The organism is Dactylosporangium sp. NPDC050688, from assembly GCF_040654515.1.
GTDB lineage: Bacteria > Actinomycetota > Actinomycetes > Mycobacteriales > Micromonosporaceae > Dactylosporangium.
Genome location: NZ_JBFAIC010000003.1, coordinates 63,019 through 78,411, shown reverse-complemented (window position 1 = coordinate 78,411; position 15,393 = coordinate 63,019). Strand labels below are relative to the sequence as shown.

The following is a 15,393-nucleotide window of genomic DNA, read 5'->3' as shown; positions in this document are numbered from 1 at the left end:
CGGACTCGCCGGCCCGCTTCGCTCACACCGGAACGCTCTGCCGGGCCGTCCCGACCTTCGGGGCGGCCGGGCGGCGCCGGCCGAACCACAGCGCGCGGGCCACGATCCCCGGCGCGAACAGCGCCGGCGGTGCCTGCATCAGGTTCGCGACCTGCAGGAACCGCCGGCCGACGGCGGCGCTGTGCCCCGACGCGGCCTGGATCTTCGCCACGTACGCGTTGAGGAACCTGGTCTTGCCGGTCCGCTCGCCCTGGATCTCCGGGTTGGCCAGGTCGGCACCGACCGCGATGTCCCACGGCACGTCGACGACCTTCGCCGCCTTCGCGTAGAACCGGCGCGGCAGCCCCGCCCGGCCGGCCCGCAGCGCGTCGCGCAGCTCGATCGCCTCGGCCGCCGCGACCGTCATGCCCTGCCCGTAGGCGGGGTTGAAGGCGCAGATGGCGTCGCCGATCGCGACGAGCCCGTCGGGGAGGCGTTCCATCCGCTCGTACCGGCGCCGCACGCTCGCCGGCAGCCGCAGCCGCATCGGCGGCCCGAGCGGCTCGGCGGTGCGCAGCAGCTCGTGCACCCGCGGATCCGGCAGCTTCGCGGCGAAGTCCGGGTATGTGTCCGGGTCACTCGGCGGTGCCTGGCCGGCGCCGACGCCGAGCAGCGTCACCATCCACCGGTCGCCGTCGGCGGCGATCGCGACCGCGCCGAACGGGCGGCCCGCGTTCGGGGAGTTGATGATCGCGGCGAAGTCCTGCTGCCCCGGCACCCGCCGGTAGTCGCGGGACACGTACACCGTGAGCGGGTCGACCCGCTCCTCGGCGGGCCGCTCGAAGCCGAGCGCGGCCAGCCACGTCGGCCCCCGGTTGCCGCGCCCGGTCGCGTCGACGACGAGGTCGGCGGCGACGTCGTGCTCGCTGCCACCGGCCGGCAGCACCGTCGCGCCGGTGACCTTCACCCCGTCGAACAGCAGACCGGTCGCCTCGTGCCCGTCAAGCACCACGACGTTGGGCAGCGCGAGGACCCGGCGGCGCACCCCGGCCTCCATCAGTGGGCGGCTCACGCACAGCCCGGCCAGGCCGGACGCGACCCGCGGCATCGGCCGGTCGCCCTGCACCCAGACGCAGTCGCGCATGATGTCGACCGGGATGCCGCCCTCGGCGGTCAGCTCGTCGACCAGGCCCGGGAACAGCTCCTCGAGCACCTGCCGCCCCCTGGCGAGCAGGCCGTGGGAGTGCTCGCCCTGCGGCACGCCCCTGCGGTTGGCGGCACCCTCGGGGAGGGTGTCGCGGTCGAAAACGGTCACGTTCGCAAAAGACTCACTCAGGACACGCGCGGCGAGCAGCCCGGCCATACTGGCTCCGAGCACGACGGCATGGCCGGACTTTTCCTTGGATGACAAGGGATCCTCCGGGAAGGTGGTTGGCTGTGCGCACACCGTAACCACCCGGATTCCATGTACGGAAGTCTCCGTCACCGTCCGCAACGGGACAGTAAGCTCCCTGACGCAGCCGTATCAGGCGCCCGGTGGGGCGGGCCCCGCGGCCCGCCCCACCCGCTGATCAGGCCGGACGCAGCCAGGCCGCCGTGTCGGGGGGCAGCAGGCCGCCGTCGAGCAGGCCGCTGGACAGCAGCACCTCGCCGGCCGGCAGCCGCGCCGGCACCGGCGACAAGTTCACGACACATGCGAAGCCGGCGCCGCGGGTGAACGCGAGGACGTCGGCGGGTGCGTCGAGCCACGCCATCGGGCCGTCGCCGAGGGCCGCCTCGGCGCGGCGGATCGACAGGGCCCGCCGGTACAGGGTGAGCATCGAGGAAGGGTCGTCCGCCTGGGCCTGCACCGTCCACTGTGCCCAGTCGCCGGGCTGGGGCAGCCAGCCGGGGCCGCCGAAGCCGTACGGCGGTGCGGTGCCCGACCAGGGCAGCGGCACCCGGCAGCCGTCGCGGCCCGGGTCGGTGCCGCCGGTGCGGGCGAAGATGGGATCCTGCCGGGCCGCCGCCGGCAGGTCCTCGACCTCGGGCAGGCCGAGCTCCTCGCCCTGGTACAGGTACACCGAGCCGGGCAGCGCCATGGTGAGCAGCGCGGCGGCGCGGGCCCGGCGGGTGCCGAGCGCCAGGTCGGTGGGGGCGCGGTGCCGGGCCTGCCGCAGGTGGTGCTCGAAGCCGGTCTCGGCGCGGCCGTACCGGGTGACGTGCCGGGTCACGTCGTGGTTGGACAGCACCCAGGTGGCCGGCGCGCCGACCGCGGTGTGCGCGTCGAGGGTCTCCTCGACGCACCGGCGCAGCGCCTTGGCGTCCCACGGGCAGCCGAGGAAGTCGAAGTTGAACGCCGCGTGCAGCTCGTCGGGGCGCAGGTACATGGCGAAGCGGCGCGGGTCGGCGAGCCAGACCTCCCCGATGAGGGCCCGGCCGGGCCGGTAGCTGTCGGCGACCCGGCGCCAGCCGCGGTACACGTCGTGGATCTCGTCGCGGTCGTTCCACGGGTGCGGGTCCGGCGGCGCGGCCGGGTCGTAGTCCGGCAGCGCCGGGTCCTTCACGACCATCGCGGCCGAGTCGATCCGGATGCCGTCGACGCCCCGGTCGAACCAGAACCGCAGGACGTCCTCGAACTCCTCGCGCACGACCGGGTTGCCCCAGTTGAAGTCGGGCTGGCCGGCGTCGAACAGGTGCAGGTACCACTGGCCGTCGGCGACCCGGGTCCAGGCGGGCCCGCCGAAGATGGACCCCCAGTCGTTGGGCGGCAGGTCGCCCCGGCCGTCGCGGAACCAGAACCGGTCCCGGTACGCCGGGTCGGTGAGGGCCCGCTGGAACCAGGCGTGCGCGGTGGACGTGTGGTTCGGCACGATGTCGATGATGATCCGGATGCCGAGGGCGTGCGCCTCGCCGATGAGCGCCGTCGCCTCGTCCAGCGTGCCGTAGGACGGGTCGATGTCGCGGTAGTCGGCGACGTCGTACCCGGCGTCGGCCATCGGCGAGGGGAACCACGGGCCGAACCAGACGGCGTCGACCCCCAGGTCCCGCAGATACCCGAGGCGGGCCCGGACCCCGGCCAGGTCGCCCACGCCGTCGCCGTTGTCGTCGGCGAACGACCGCGGATAGATCTGGTAGATGGCCGCGTCACGCCACCATCGGGTGTCTGCTGTGGACACTGGAGGTCCCCGCTTTCTGTTGGGTACGGAAGGGGTCAGAAGCCGGCGTTGCCGGGGCCGCGCACGAGCGTGTACCCGGTGTTGTTCAGCAGCCCGCCGGATGCGGCGCCGCTGACGGTGACGTAGGTGAAGGTGGCGGAGCCGGCGACGTTGAGCTCGATGCCGTACGTGCCGGCGCCGGCGATGCGCACGTGGTCGAAGGTGACCCCGGAGACGGTGCGCTGCCAGCTCATCAACAGGCCCTGGTAGGAGCTGTCGAGGATGTCGACGTCGCGCACGAGCACCGGCGTGGTGATGTCGCGGGCCTCGGCGTAGAACCACAGGGCGCCGATCGAGGAGCCCCAGTTGCGCTCGTACCCGCCGGTGCGCGTCAGCGTGTTGCGTTGCACGCTCGTCGTGCCGGCGAAGGGCTGCGCCCCGTGCCAGGTGCTGATCGCGATGCCGGCGGACGCGTACACCGTGTCGGCGAACAGGTTGTCCTCGATGCGGTTGCCGTTGCCGCCGTAGATGGCGGCGGTGTTGGCCAGCATCGGCAGCGTCGCGGTGTTGAACGTGAACGCGGAGTTCGTCACCGGCGCGCTGTTGGACCACATGGCGAGGGCGTCGTCGCCGGTGTTGCGCAGGACGCTCTGCTCGACGCGGGTGTTGCGCAGGTCGCCGTTGAGGTTGACGCCGTCGGCGAAGGTGTCGCGGATGCGGACCCCGGCGACGTACAGCCCGTCGGTGCCGCTGGACGCCCACAGCCCGACCTTGGTGTGCTCGACCCACAGGTTGTGCAGCAGCGAGCCGGTGCCGAAGTTGCCTTCCAGCGCCGCGTCGAAGTTGGCGTCGTCGCGGTACCGCACGTCGCCGGCGATCGTGAGGTCGGCGATCTGCACGCGCGGACCGGTGGCGAAGAAGCCGCCCTTGCCGTTGCTGCCGCGCACGGTGGTGTGCCACATCCCGGCGCCGCGGACGGTCACGTTGTCCACGGAGATCCGCGACGTGATGTCCCACGTGCCGGCCGGCAGCCACAGCGGGCGTCCCTGGGAGCGCGCCGCGGCGACCGCGGCGTTGAACGCGCCGGTGTCGTCGCCGCCGCCGGAGACCGCGCCGTAGTCCACGATGGACAGTGCGCCGGCCGGCGCGCTCAGCGGCGCCGCGACGACCTCGGTGTCGACCAGGTCGACGGTGATCGGGGTGCCGCCGTCGTTCTGCAGCCGCAGCACCGTGCCCGCCGGGTAGCTGGGCAGCGTGGTGCGGAACTCGTCGAAGAACCGGTGCGCCTCACCGCCGGCCGGGTCGTTGTTGTACGGGTACGCGCCGTACACCCAGCTGTAGGTGGAGCTGACCGGCAGGTCCTTCACCTTGGCGCCGCCGGCGTAGACGGCGAGGTTGGCGGTGGTGCCGGTGCCGGCCGCGTTGTCCGGCACGGACGCGCGCACCACGATGGAGTTGGCGGGCTTCGACAGGGTGAACTGGACGTACTTGCCGGCGTTGTCGAGGCGTACGGCACGCCGCCCGGACGCCTCCGCCGCCACGGTCAGGTAGGCGCGGTCGGGGCCGATGGTGACGCCGTTGGTGCTGCCGTTCTCCGCCTCGTACTCGGTGTAGGGCACGGTCGCGCCGCGCGCGGCGAGGGCGGTGGACCCGGCGACCGCGACGCTGTCCAGGGCGACGCCGCCGGTGTCGCCGGTGTCGTACTGGTAGCCGATCAGGTTGAGCCCGGCGCGCAGCGGCAGGGTCTGCGCCGCGGTGAGCCAGCCGCCGCCGGCGGGCAGGGACAGCTGCCCGACCTTCGCACCGTTGGCGTAGGTGGTGAGGGTCCTCGTGCCGCCGGTGGTGTTGCTGTACCGCAGGGTGGTGGCGGCGTTGCCGGCGGCGGTGACGTTGACGGTGCGGATCGCGCGGGCGCCGGCCGTGGTGAACCCGGTCGCGTACCCGCTGCCGCTGTAGCCGGCGATCGCGGTCGCGGCGGCGGCGCCGCCGGACAGGAACGCGGTCTCCAGTTCCGCGCCGCCGGCCGGTGGCGGGGTGGACGGGGACGTCGACGGGGACGCGGACGGGGTCGCCGACGCGGTGGTCGCCGCGACGACGAGGTTGTCCAGGTTGACGTTGCCGGAGTCGGCGGCGTCGAAGCGGTACGCGACGGTGTTCGCGCCGTTGTTCAGCGCGACGGTGTCGGCGCGGGTGCCCCAGGTGTCCCAGTTGGCGGTCGCCGGCAGCGACACCTGGGTGAGCCTGGCACCGTTGACGTACAGCGACAGCGTCATCGCCGACCCTGTGCCGTTGGCGTAGCGCAGGGTCAGCGACGACGTGCCCGCGCCGGACCGGCTCACGGTGAACGTGGTCGCGGCGGTGCCCTTGTTGCCGTCGGTGTAGCCGCCGACGAACCCGGAGCCGGAGTATCCACTGTGGTCGGTCGCGACGGCGGCGCCGCCGGACAGCGCGGCCGACTCCGCCTCGTAGGTGCCGGGCGGCGGGGCCGGGACATCGGCGACGACGAGGCTGTCCAGGTTGACGTTGCCGGAGTCGGCGGTGTCGAAGCGGTACGCGACGGTGTTCGCGCCGTTGTTCAGCGTGACGGTGTCGGCGCGGGTGGCCCAGCTGTCCCAGTTCGCGGTCGCGTTCAGGCTGATCTGGCCGACCCGGGATCCGTTGACGTACAACGACAGCGTCTTGGCGGAGCCGGTGCCGTTGGCGTAGCGCAGGGTCAGCGTGCGCTGGGCCGTACCGGAGACGCCGACGCCGAACGTGGTGGCGGCGCTGCCCTTGTTACTGTCGACGTAGCCGGCGACGAACCCGGACCCGGTGTATCCACTGTGGTCGGTCGCGACGGCGGCGCCGCCGGTCAGGGTGGCCGACTCGGCCTGGTAGGTGGTGCTGGCGGCCTCGGCGCGCAGGGTCGCGGCGAGGGTGACGGAGGCCGCCGCGACCAGGGTGGCGGCCCCGATCGCGAGCAGGCGGGATCGTCGGAGCATCGGAGCGATCTCCTTCTGACGGGGGTGTCGGGATATCAGCCTTTGAGCGCGCCCGCGGACAGGCCGCTCAAGATGCTGCGTTGGAAGACGGCGAACACGACCACCATCGGGACGCTGGCGATGGCCAGGCCGGCGAACATCTCGTTGGGGGTCACGTAGCCGTTGAACGCCAGCCGGCTCAGCGCGACGCTGATCGTCTGGGCGCCGGGGTCGGGCAGCACGAGCAGCGGCCACAGGAAGTCCTTCCAGGCGCCGATGATCGCGAAGATCGAGACGACGGCGAGGACCGGGCGGGACAGCGGCAGCACCACGTGCCAGAGCATGCGCAGCCGCCCGGCGCCGTCGATGCCGGCGGAGTCGAGCAGCTCGTCGGGGATCTGGTCGAAGAAGCGTTTCAGGACGTAGATGTTGAAGGCGTTGGCGGCGCCCGGCAGCCACAGCGCCCACGGGGTGTTGAGCAGGTTCAGGTGCAGCAGCGGCACGTCGGCGACGGTGAGGTAGCTCGGCACGAGCAGCGCCGCGGCCGGCAGCATCAGGCTGGCGAGCATGCCGCCGAGGATCAGCGTGCCGAAGCGGGGCCGCAGCTTCGACAGCGCGTACGCGGCGGCGACGTCGACGATCAGCTGCACCAGCCAGCCGCCGATCGCGTAGAACGCGGTGTTGAGCAGATACCGGCCGATGTCGAGCTTGCGCCACGCGTCGAGGTACGTCTCCGGGTGCCAGCTCTGCGGCACGAGGGTCGGCACCGGCTGGGCCAGCTCGACCGGGGTCTTCACCGCGCCGGTGACCATCCAGTACAGCGGGAACACGAACAGCGCGACGAACAGCAGCGCGAGGCCCCACAGCACGACCCGGTACAGCACCGGGCGGCGGCGCAGCTCGCTGTCCGAGATCAAAGACCTCTGGCTCATGCCGCCACCTCCGCTTCGCTCCGGCGTCGGCCCGAGCTACCCCGCCATGCCGATTCGCGGCCCGAGCCGCTCCGCTGGCCGCTCATGCCGCCACCTCCGCTTCGCTCCGGCGTCGGCCCGAGCTACCCCGCCATGCCGATTCGCGGCCCGAGCCGCTCCGCTGGCCGCTCATGAGCTGCCCCTCCGGGTCAGTCGCAGGTACAGGGCGGAGAACGCGCCCAGCACGACGAACAGCAGCACGCTCATCGCGGCGGCCATGCCGAAGTCGTTGTTGACGGTGAACGCGTAGCGGTAGATGAGCACCATCACCGTGATCGAGTCGGGGTTGGTGGTGCCGGTCAGCTGGTACGGCTCGATGAACACCTGCATCGTCGCCACGATCTGCAGCAGGAGCAGCACCAGCAGGATGAAGCGCATCTGGGGCAGCGTCACGTGCCGGATCCGTTTCCAGGCGCCGGCGCCGTCGAGCTCCGCGGCCTCGTACAGCTCACCGGGGATGCTGGCCAGGCCGGCCAGGTACATGATGGTGGCACCGCCCATGTTGGCCCACGTGCTCACCAGTACCAGCGAGACCATCACCATCCGGGGTGACTGCGTCCATCCGGACTCCGGCAGGTGCAGCGCCGACAGGACCGCGTTGAACAGTCCGTTGCCGGGGTCGTAGAAGTACTGCCACAGGATGACCGTGACGATCGGCGGCAGCATCACCGGCAGGTACACGGCGAACCGGAAGAAGCCCTTCAGGTGGCGCAGCTCGTGGATGACGATCGCCACCCCGAACGGCACCAGGTAGCCGAACACCAGCGCCAGGCCGGTGAAGAACAGCGTGTTCTTCCACGCGGTCCAGAACAGCGGGTCGTCGAGCACGGCCTGGAAGTTGGTCAGCCCGACCCACTCCGGCTCGGTGACGAAGTTGTCCTGCTGGAAGGCGAGCATGATGCCCTTGATGAGCGGCCACCAGCTGAACAGCCCGAAGCAGAGCAGGCCCGCCGCCAGGAACGCGTAGGCGCTGGCGTTGTCGGCGATCCGGCGCCTGGTCCTGCCGTCCCGCGCGACGCTTCTGGTGGACGGTCGCGCGGGACGGGTGGGGGTGAGCGTCGACATGACTACTTGACTGTCGCCAGGATCTGGTTGACCTGGGTCTCGGCGTCCTTGAGCAGCTGGTCGACGTTGGCGTTCGGGTCGGTGAGGACCTTCAGCATCGCGGTGTCGAGCACGGCGTAGATCTGCTGCGCGTTCGGCGGCTCGACCTTCAGCGGGATGCCGGCGCTCGCGGCGTTGAACGGCGCGTAGTTGGCGGCGGGCACGTTGGCGTACTTGGTGTTCGCGGCGATCAGCTTCTGCTCCGACGCGCCGGTCCAGATGTTGGGCTCGGGGATGCCGACCGGCTGGTTCTTCTCCTTGTCGAGGGCCTTGTCGGCGTCGACCCGGTCGGGGTTGAGCTTGCGGAACGCGAGCCACTGCAGCCCGGCCTTGATCTTCGCCGGGGACAGGCCGGCCTTGAACATGTAGCCGTCGCCGCCGCCGAGGGTGGCCTTGCCGTCGGGGATGACGCCGAGGCCGTAGTCCTCGTACTTGCCCTTGTACTGGTTCACGATGTTGGGCAGGTCGCCGGTGCCGCCGACCATCATGCCGAGCTTGCCCGACGCCATGTGGGTCAGCAGGTCGGCGTATTCAAGGGCCTGCTTCTCGGCCATCGACTTGTCGGTGAAGCGCATGTCTTTCAGGTTTTGGAGAACTTTCCGGCCCTGCTCGTTGTTGAAGCCGGCCTTCCAGGTCTCGCCGTCCTTCACCGCGACGTCGCCGCCGACGGAGTACAGCTCCACGGTGAAGTGCCAGCCGCCGGTGTTGTTCTTGCTGAAGTCGCCGTAGCCGGTGATGCCGTTGCCGAGCGCGGTGATCTTCTTGGCGGCCTCGCGGACCTCGGCCCACGTCGCCGGCGGCTTGTCGGGGTCGAGGCCGGCCTGCTGGAACAGCGTCCGGTTGTAGATCAGGCCGAGGGAGTAGTTGGCCGACGGCAGTCCGTAGGTCTTGCCCTTGCCGTCGCTGAAGACCTGCATCAGGACGGGACGGACGTCCTTGATCGCCGGGACCTCGCCGAGGTACGGCGTGATGTCGGAGACCTGCTTCTTCGCGATCAGGTTCTGCGGGTCGGTGAAGTAGACGTAGAAGACGTCCTCGAGCTGCCCGCCGGCGAGCTTCGCGCTGAACGTCTTCGGGTCCATCTGACCCTCTTTGGCGTCGACCTTGATGTTGGGGTGCTTCGCCTCGAAGTCCTTGATGTCCTTCTCGAAGTTGGCCCGGTTGTACTCGTCGGTGGCGGCCGGCATGCCGTTGACGGTGATCGTGACCGGCCCGTCGGCGGCGTCCGGCGTCCCGCCTTCGTCGCCGCAGGCCGCCAGCAGCAGTGACGCGCACAGCGTCACGCCCACAGCGGCACGTATGTGCTTCATGGTGCCTCTCTCTCCACGAGCCGAAACAATCGGGCGGCGGGCCCGAGGGGTGTGGCTTCTTGCTCACGACGTGTGAGGGCCGCGCCGATGTCAGCGGCGCGTGGAGACGAGAGTAGGGCCATGGATATCAGAAAGTCCATAGCTTTTTGCAATCCAATGCAAGATTGCGCGACTTCGCTTGCGCAGCCTTGCAAATCCAGGCGTTTTCCCAGGTCAGGAGGGTGTATTCACCGGTCCCGTGGAGTCCCGGACGATGAGCTCCGGGTCGTAGAGCTGCTCGTCGAGGGCCACCTTGCGCCCGTCGATCTGCGCCACGAGGGACGCGACGGCGGCGGCGCCGATGGTCTCGATCGGCTGCCGCAGCGTGGTCAGCGGCGGGTCGGTGTAGGCAATGTACGCCGAGTCGTCGAAGCCGATCACCGACAGGTCGGCCGGCACGTCCAGGCCCTGCTTGCGGGCCGCGCGGATGGCGCCGAGGGCGAGCGCGTCACTGGCGCAGACGACGGCCGTGGCACCCTGCGCGAGCAGGCGGTTCGCGGCGGCCTGGCCGCCCTCCATAGAGAACATGGTGTGCGCCACGAGCCGCCGCGACGGGCCCTTGACGCGGGCCAGGAACTCGGCGACCTTGCGGTCGGACGGCACGTGCCCGGCGGGGCCGACGATCACCCCGACGCGCTGGTGGCCGAGGCTGTGCAGGTGACTCAGGGCCAGGTCGACGGCCATCGCGTCGTCGACGCCGACCCGCGGCACGTCCAGGTTCTCGTCCGCCGGGTTGATCAGGATCACCGGCAGCTTGCGCCGCTGCAGGGCGGCGGTCTGCTCCGGGCCCGCGTCGGCGTAGCTGGCCGCGACGAACACGATGCCCGCGACCTGCCGCGCCAGCAGCATCTCGATGTAGTGCGCCTCGGAGACGCCGTCGGACGTGCGGGTGCACAGCACCGGCACCAGGCCCTGCCGGAACAGCGCGCCCGCCATCGCCTCCGCGTACGCAGGGAAGATCGGGTTGTGCAAGTCGGGCAGCACCATGCCGACCAGCCGGGCCATCTCACTGCGGTGCCGGAACGGCCGCTGATAGCCCATCACGTCCAGCGCGGTGAGCACGGAGTCCCTGGTCGCGGCGGCGATGCCGGGCTTGTCGTGCAGCACCCGGCTGACCGTCGCCTCGCTCACGCCGGCGTACTTCGCGACCTTCGACAGTCTCGTTGCCACGCCGGGAGTCTACCGAAGCGGCGTGCAAAAACGCTACCCGCGTGTGCAACGAGTTGCATAACTCAGGGTAGCGGCGAAAGTGGTTACATTGGTCCGTGACCCGCATCGAGCTTCCCGGTCCCGTCCTCGCCGCGCCCATGGCGGGCGGCGCCGGCACCCCCGCCCTCCTCGCCGCGTGCGGCGGCGGCTTTCTGGCCGCCGGCTACCTGACCGCCGACGCCCTCGCAGAGCGGATGGCCGCGGCCCGCGCCGGCGGCACCTGGTTCGGCGTCAACCTGTTCGCCCCGCCGCCGGTGCCGTGCGCCGCCGGCGACCTGCGCCGCTACCTCGACGAGCTGCGCGATGAGTTCGCCGTGTACGGCCTGACGCCCGCCCTCCCGCCGGAGCCCGACGACGACCACTGGGCGGCGAAGCTGGACCTGCTGCTCGCCGACCCGGTCCCGGCGGTCAGCTGCACGTTCGGCATCCCGGCGGCGCCGGCGGTCGCCGCGCTGCGCCGGGCCGGCAGCCTCGTCCTGCAGACCGTCACCACCCCCGCCGAGGCCCTCGCCGCCGCGGAGGCCGGCGTCGACGCCCTCGTCGTGCAGGCGTCCGCGGCCGGCGGCCACAGCGCGACCCTGACCCCGCACGACCTCCCGGCGCCGCTGCCGCTGCCGGACCTCGTCGCCGCCGTCCGCGCCGCCGTGCCGCGGCTGCCGGTCGTGGCGGCGGGCGGCCTGGCGACGTCCGCCGACGTGGCGGCCGCCCTGCACGCGGGTGCCGTGGCCACCATGGTCGGCACCGCACTGCTGCGCACCGACGAGGCCGGCACCTCGGCCACGCACCGCGCCGCCCTCGCTGCCTCCTCCCCCGCCTCTCCTCCGGCCTTCCGTGGCGGCGTTTCCTCCGCGGGCGGGCACGACACGGTGATGACGCGGGCGTTCACCGGGCGGCCGGCGCGGGCGCTGCGCAACGGCTTCATCGACCGGCACGACCCGACGGCGCCCCTCGGCTACCCGCAGATCCACCACCTCACCGCCCCGCTGCGCCGGGCCGCGGCGGCCGCCGGCGACACCGACCGCGTCCACCTGTGGGCCGGCACCGGCCACCGGCACGCCCCGACCGGCCCCGCCGCCACCGTCGTCGCCGCCCTGACCGCGTCCCTGTGACCCTGCCCGCTCCATGATCCCGAATGGTTTCGGTAGCCAGGACCACCAGAACCATTCGGGATCATGGAGGGTCGACCGGCTGCGCCCGGGGCTACTCGGGGTGGACGAGCCGGGCGGGCAGGTCGGAGGCGGCGACGACCGCGCGCAGCAGGTCGGGGTCGCCGCCGTCGAGGCCGAGGGCGGCGGCGCGGGGGTACGGCCGCACCCGGGCACCCGCGTCCTCCAGGGCGAGGATGAGCCCCAGCACGCGGCCCTCGACGTCGCCGGTGAGCAGGACCCGGTGCTCGTGGGCCTGGGAGGTGCCGCCGCCGGCGAGGGCCTCCTGGACCACCGCGGCGGTGGAGCGGGTCATCGAGCGGGTGGTGTTGATGCCGGGTGGGGTCGGGGAGTACACCGGCCAGTAGGCGTGCCGTTCGCCGCGGCGAGGGCGGCGGGGGTGCCGGGCGCAGTGCCGCAGGAAGCCGGTCAGGTCGGTGACGTGGTGGGCGCGGGCCTCGGCGGCGAGCACCGCCCAGCTGAACCCGCCGACGAGCCCCCACGCGGCGCCGTCGAGCCGGCGGGCGCGGGACCAGGCGCGGACCTCGCCGAGCAGGGCCCGGAACACGGGGTCGGCGGCGGGCAGCGCGTCGGCGTCGCGGACGGCGAGGACCGCCCGCAGGTCGGCGTCGTCGAGGGTGCCGAGGTCCAGGGCCGGGTCGGCCGGGTCGACGCCGGCGCGCTGCACGTCGACGCCGATACCGGCGACGGTGGCCCGCACGACGGGCACGACCGTGCCGGCGACGCGCGCCCCGTCGCCGTCGCCGGCCTCACCGGGGCGGGTCCCGTCGTTCAGCAGCTCGGCGAGGCGCTCGAGGGCGTCGGGCTGCGCGGTCGCCCACACCAGGTCCAGGTCCGTCGACGGGCCCGCGACGCCGAGCCGCACCGAGCCGACCACGTGCAGCCGGGACCCGGGGTCCACCGCGGTGCAGGCGTCGGCGACGGCGTGCAGCGCCACGCCGTGGCCCGGTGACGGCAGCCCGCTCCACGGCGGCAGCGCCGCGACCGCGGGGTGCGGGGCGGCCTCGCCGAGGGGCACGCTGTCACGCACCGCGAACGGCTCGCCGTCGCGGCGGCTGATGAGGTCCACCGACGTCACCGTGAACTCGACGGGCTGCCAGTCGGCCTGCCACTGCCGTACCAGCGCGGCGACATCGTGACCGGTGAGCTTCGCGACCGTGAGGTGCGGGGTGAAGCCGCCGCGGCTGTCCTGCTCCAGGCAGGCCGGGAAGCGCCGGGCGAGGGCCGCCTGCAGCTCGCGCAGCGCGTCGCCGGGCTCGGGCTCCAGCCACACCGTGGTGCTGCCGCGGTGCTCGAACGTGCGGAACGTGGCCAGCCGGATCCGCAGCGGGCCCAGCCCGTCGACGGCCTCGCGGACCGCCGCCGCGGCGACGGGGAAGTCGGCCTCGGGGACGAAGCCGTACACCAGGTTCACGTGCGGCATCCAGCGCCGGAACGACGGGTCGTGCGCGGCGCGGATCGCCTGCAGCGGCGCCCACACCGCCGGCGGCGGCCGCAGCACGAGCGCCGAGGTGTGCACCGGCGCGGCGGTGACCACTGTGGACGGTGCGGCGTCCTGCAGCAGCGCGGTGACGCCGAAGTGGTCGGACACGAACCGTCCGCCGTCGAACGGCTCCACGGCGAAGCGTTCCACGGCGAGCGGCACGAGCCCGCCGGGGGTGGCGGAGCGCACCAGGATCCGGTCCAGCCGGCGCGGCCGCCCGGTCACCGAGGCGAGCGCCGCGAGGGGGTTCACCACCGGGTCGAACGTGAACCCCGCGTCGTGCGGGTGCAGCAGCCGCCACGGGTCGGTGTACCCGTCGATGTCGGGCCGGGTGTCGTCGCCGAAGTTGAGATCGGCGAGCACGACGGCGCCGTCGAGGTCGCCGCGGCCGAGCCGCTCGTCGATGATGCGCAGCTGGTGCTCGCGGCGCTGCTCGGCGCCCGCGGTGTGGTCGCTGGTGAGGTGCGCGGCGACGAACCCGACGCGGCGGCCGTTGAGGCGCAGCATGCCCAGGAGCGTCCGCTTGTACGTGCTGAGCCGGTGCACCTCGATCGCGAGCGGCCACCGCGACAGCAGGACGGTGCCGTAGCCCGCCTCGGGGTCGGGGCCGGCGGACACGTGGTAGCCGGCCCGCACCCACGCCGCGGCGAGCAGCGCGTCCCACAGCGCCGGGGTCGCCTCGTGCAGCGCCACGATGTCGGCGCCGAGCCCTTCCAGGACGTCGACGCAGGCAGGGACCCGCAGGTCGGGGTAGGTGAGGTCGCGGTCGTACGCGTCGGACAGCACGTTGAACGTGGCGACCTGCACCGCGTCGGCCCGCACGTCGCCGGCGGGGCCGGCCGGCACCCACGCGCCGGCCACCGGGTCGAAGCGCAGGCACGCTGCCGGGTCGAATGCCGCCCGTCTGGCCGCCTGGGGTCGCGCCGCGACCGGTGTGGGCGGCGGGGCGGCGGGGCGCGGCGCGGCGATCGCGGCCAGGTCGGCGGCAGGCGTCTCGCCGGTGCCGAACACCAGGTCGATCCGCGCGTGGCGGTCCCAGACGACGAGGTCGCCGGCTTTCACGTACCGGACGCGGTGCCACGGCACGTCCCCGCCGGCGACGAACAGGGGCAGGGGCGACTCCCTGATCCCGGCGCCGCGCTCCTCGTAGCCGACGGAGAACCTGGCGGCGTCCAGCGCCGCGTCGAAGCGGATCCTGGACACCACGTCCTGCACGGGACGCAGGCTCCCGGTGCCGCGTCCTCTGGCCATGCCGGGATCGTAGGACCCGGCCGCGACCCCCTCCACCGGTTATCGGCTTACCGGCGCGGCGGGCCTCCACCCGTTACCGGCGCGGCGGGCCCACCGGCGGCCGGCGCGGTGGGCGGCCGGCACAGACGCGACCGCGCCCGGTCCCGCCGGCACTGGGCCGGCAGGCGGGCGCGGTCGCGGTGGTGCGGGTCAGAGGTGGCCGGCGACGGCCGGCAGCAGGTCGCGGAACGTGCGTCCCGAGGCCTGGGTGCCGATCGCGGTCATCGTCCAGCCCGCCTGGTCGCGGGTCACCTTGCACATGACCTGCGCCGTGTGCGGGCCCGAGCCGCTGAGGTCGAAGCGGGCCAGCTCGGCGCCGTTGGTCTCGTCGACGAGCCGGCAGTACGCGTTCTCGATCTGGGCGAAGCTCTGCCCGGTGAACGAGTTGACCACGAACACCAGCGTGCGGACGTTCAACGACAGGGCCACCAGGTCGACGATGATGCTCTCGTCGTCGCCCTCGCCCGCGCCGGTGACGTTGTCGCCGGTGTGCTGCACCGCGCCGTCCTTGCTGCGCAGCTGGCGGAACCACACCTGGTCGACCAGCTGCCCGGCGCTGTCGAACAGCAGGCAGGACGCGTCGAGGTCGATCGACTGGGTCTTCAGCCCGCCGAACAGGCCCTTCTTCTTCATCGCGTCCCAGCCCAGGCCCATGCGGACCCGGGTGAGCGTGCCGCCGCCACCCTTGACCAGCGAGACGGACTGCCCCTTGCTCAGACTCACACCCATACGTGCGCCTTCCCGA

10 protein-coding genes are annotated in these 15,393 nt (G+C 72.7%); 1 reads left to right on the top strand and 9 read right to left on the bottom strand.

The window, feature by feature from the left end; genetic code table 11:
* Positions 1 to 22: 22 nt before the first annotated feature.
* The 7 genes from AB0H83_RS04485 to AB0H83_RS04455 form a co-directional block, all read right to left on the bottom strand.
* A complete protein-coding gene (locus tag AB0H83_RS04485) occupies positions 23 to 1,357 on the bottom strand; it encodes an FAD-dependent monooxygenase (RefSeq protein WP_360086688.1) in 1,335 nt (444 codons plus the stop codon).
* 193 nt (positions 1,358 to 1,550) lie between these two features.
* Positions 1,551 to 3,137, bottom strand: coding sequence for a glycoside hydrolase family 13 protein (locus AB0H83_RS04480; RefSeq protein WP_360086685.1), 1,587 nt, complete (start codon positions 3,135 to 3,137; stop codon positions 1,551 to 1,553).
* Positions 3,138 to 3,172: 35 nt separating this feature from the next.
* A complete protein-coding gene (locus tag AB0H83_RS04475; protein ID WP_360086682.1) occupies positions 3,173 to 6,097 on the bottom strand; it encodes a CBM35 domain-containing protein in 2,925 nt (974 codons plus the stop codon).
* A 35-nt stretch (positions 6,098 to 6,132) separates the two neighbouring features.
* Complete coding sequence (locus AB0H83_RS04470; protein WP_360086679.1) at positions 6,133 to 7,008, bottom strand: carbohydrate ABC transporter permease; 876 nt, start codon at positions 7,006 to 7,008, stop codon at positions 6,133 to 6,135.
* A gap of 168 nt (positions 7,009 to 7,176) precedes the next feature.
* Entirely contained in the window at positions 7,177 to 8,112 is a 936-nt protein-coding gene (locus AB0H83_RS04465) for a sugar ABC transporter permease (protein ID WP_360086676.1), read from the bottom strand.
* Positions 8,113 to 8,114: 2 nt separating this feature from the next.
* On the bottom strand, positions 8,115 to 9,461 hold the full coding sequence (locus AB0H83_RS04460) for an extracellular solute-binding protein (RefSeq protein ID WP_360086673.1): 1,347 nt from the start codon (positions 9,459 to 9,461) through the stop codon (positions 8,115 to 8,117).
* A 213-nt stretch (positions 9,462 to 9,674) separates the two neighbouring features.
* On the bottom strand, positions 9,675 to 10,670 hold the full coding sequence (locus AB0H83_RS04455) for a LacI family DNA-binding transcriptional regulator (RefSeq protein ID WP_360086670.1): 996 nt from the start codon (positions 10,668 to 10,670) through the stop codon (positions 9,675 to 9,677).
* Between the two features lie 95 nt (positions 10,671 to 10,765).
* Here AB0H83_RS04455 and AB0H83_RS04450 point away from each other — a divergent pair, with 95 nt between their 5' ends.
* Complete coding sequence (locus AB0H83_RS04450) at positions 10,766 to 11,818, top strand: nitronate monooxygenase (RefSeq protein ID WP_360086667.1); 1,053 nt, start codon at positions 10,766 to 10,768, stop codon at positions 11,816 to 11,818.
* Positions 11,819 to 11,909: 91 nt separating this feature from the next.
* Here the strand turns inward: AB0H83_RS04450 and AB0H83_RS04445 are convergent, their stop codons facing one another.
* A complete protein-coding gene (locus tag AB0H83_RS04445) occupies positions 11,910 to 14,609 on the bottom strand; it encodes an RNA repair domain-containing protein (RefSeq protein ID WP_360086664.1) in 2,700 nt (899 codons plus the stop codon).
* Between the two features lie 189 nt (positions 14,610 to 14,798).
* Entirely contained in the window at positions 14,799 to 15,377 is a 579-nt protein-coding gene (locus tag AB0H83_RS04440; RefSeq protein WP_360086661.1) for a TerD family protein, read from the bottom strand.
* Positions 15,378 to 15,393 lie beyond the last annotated feature (16 nt).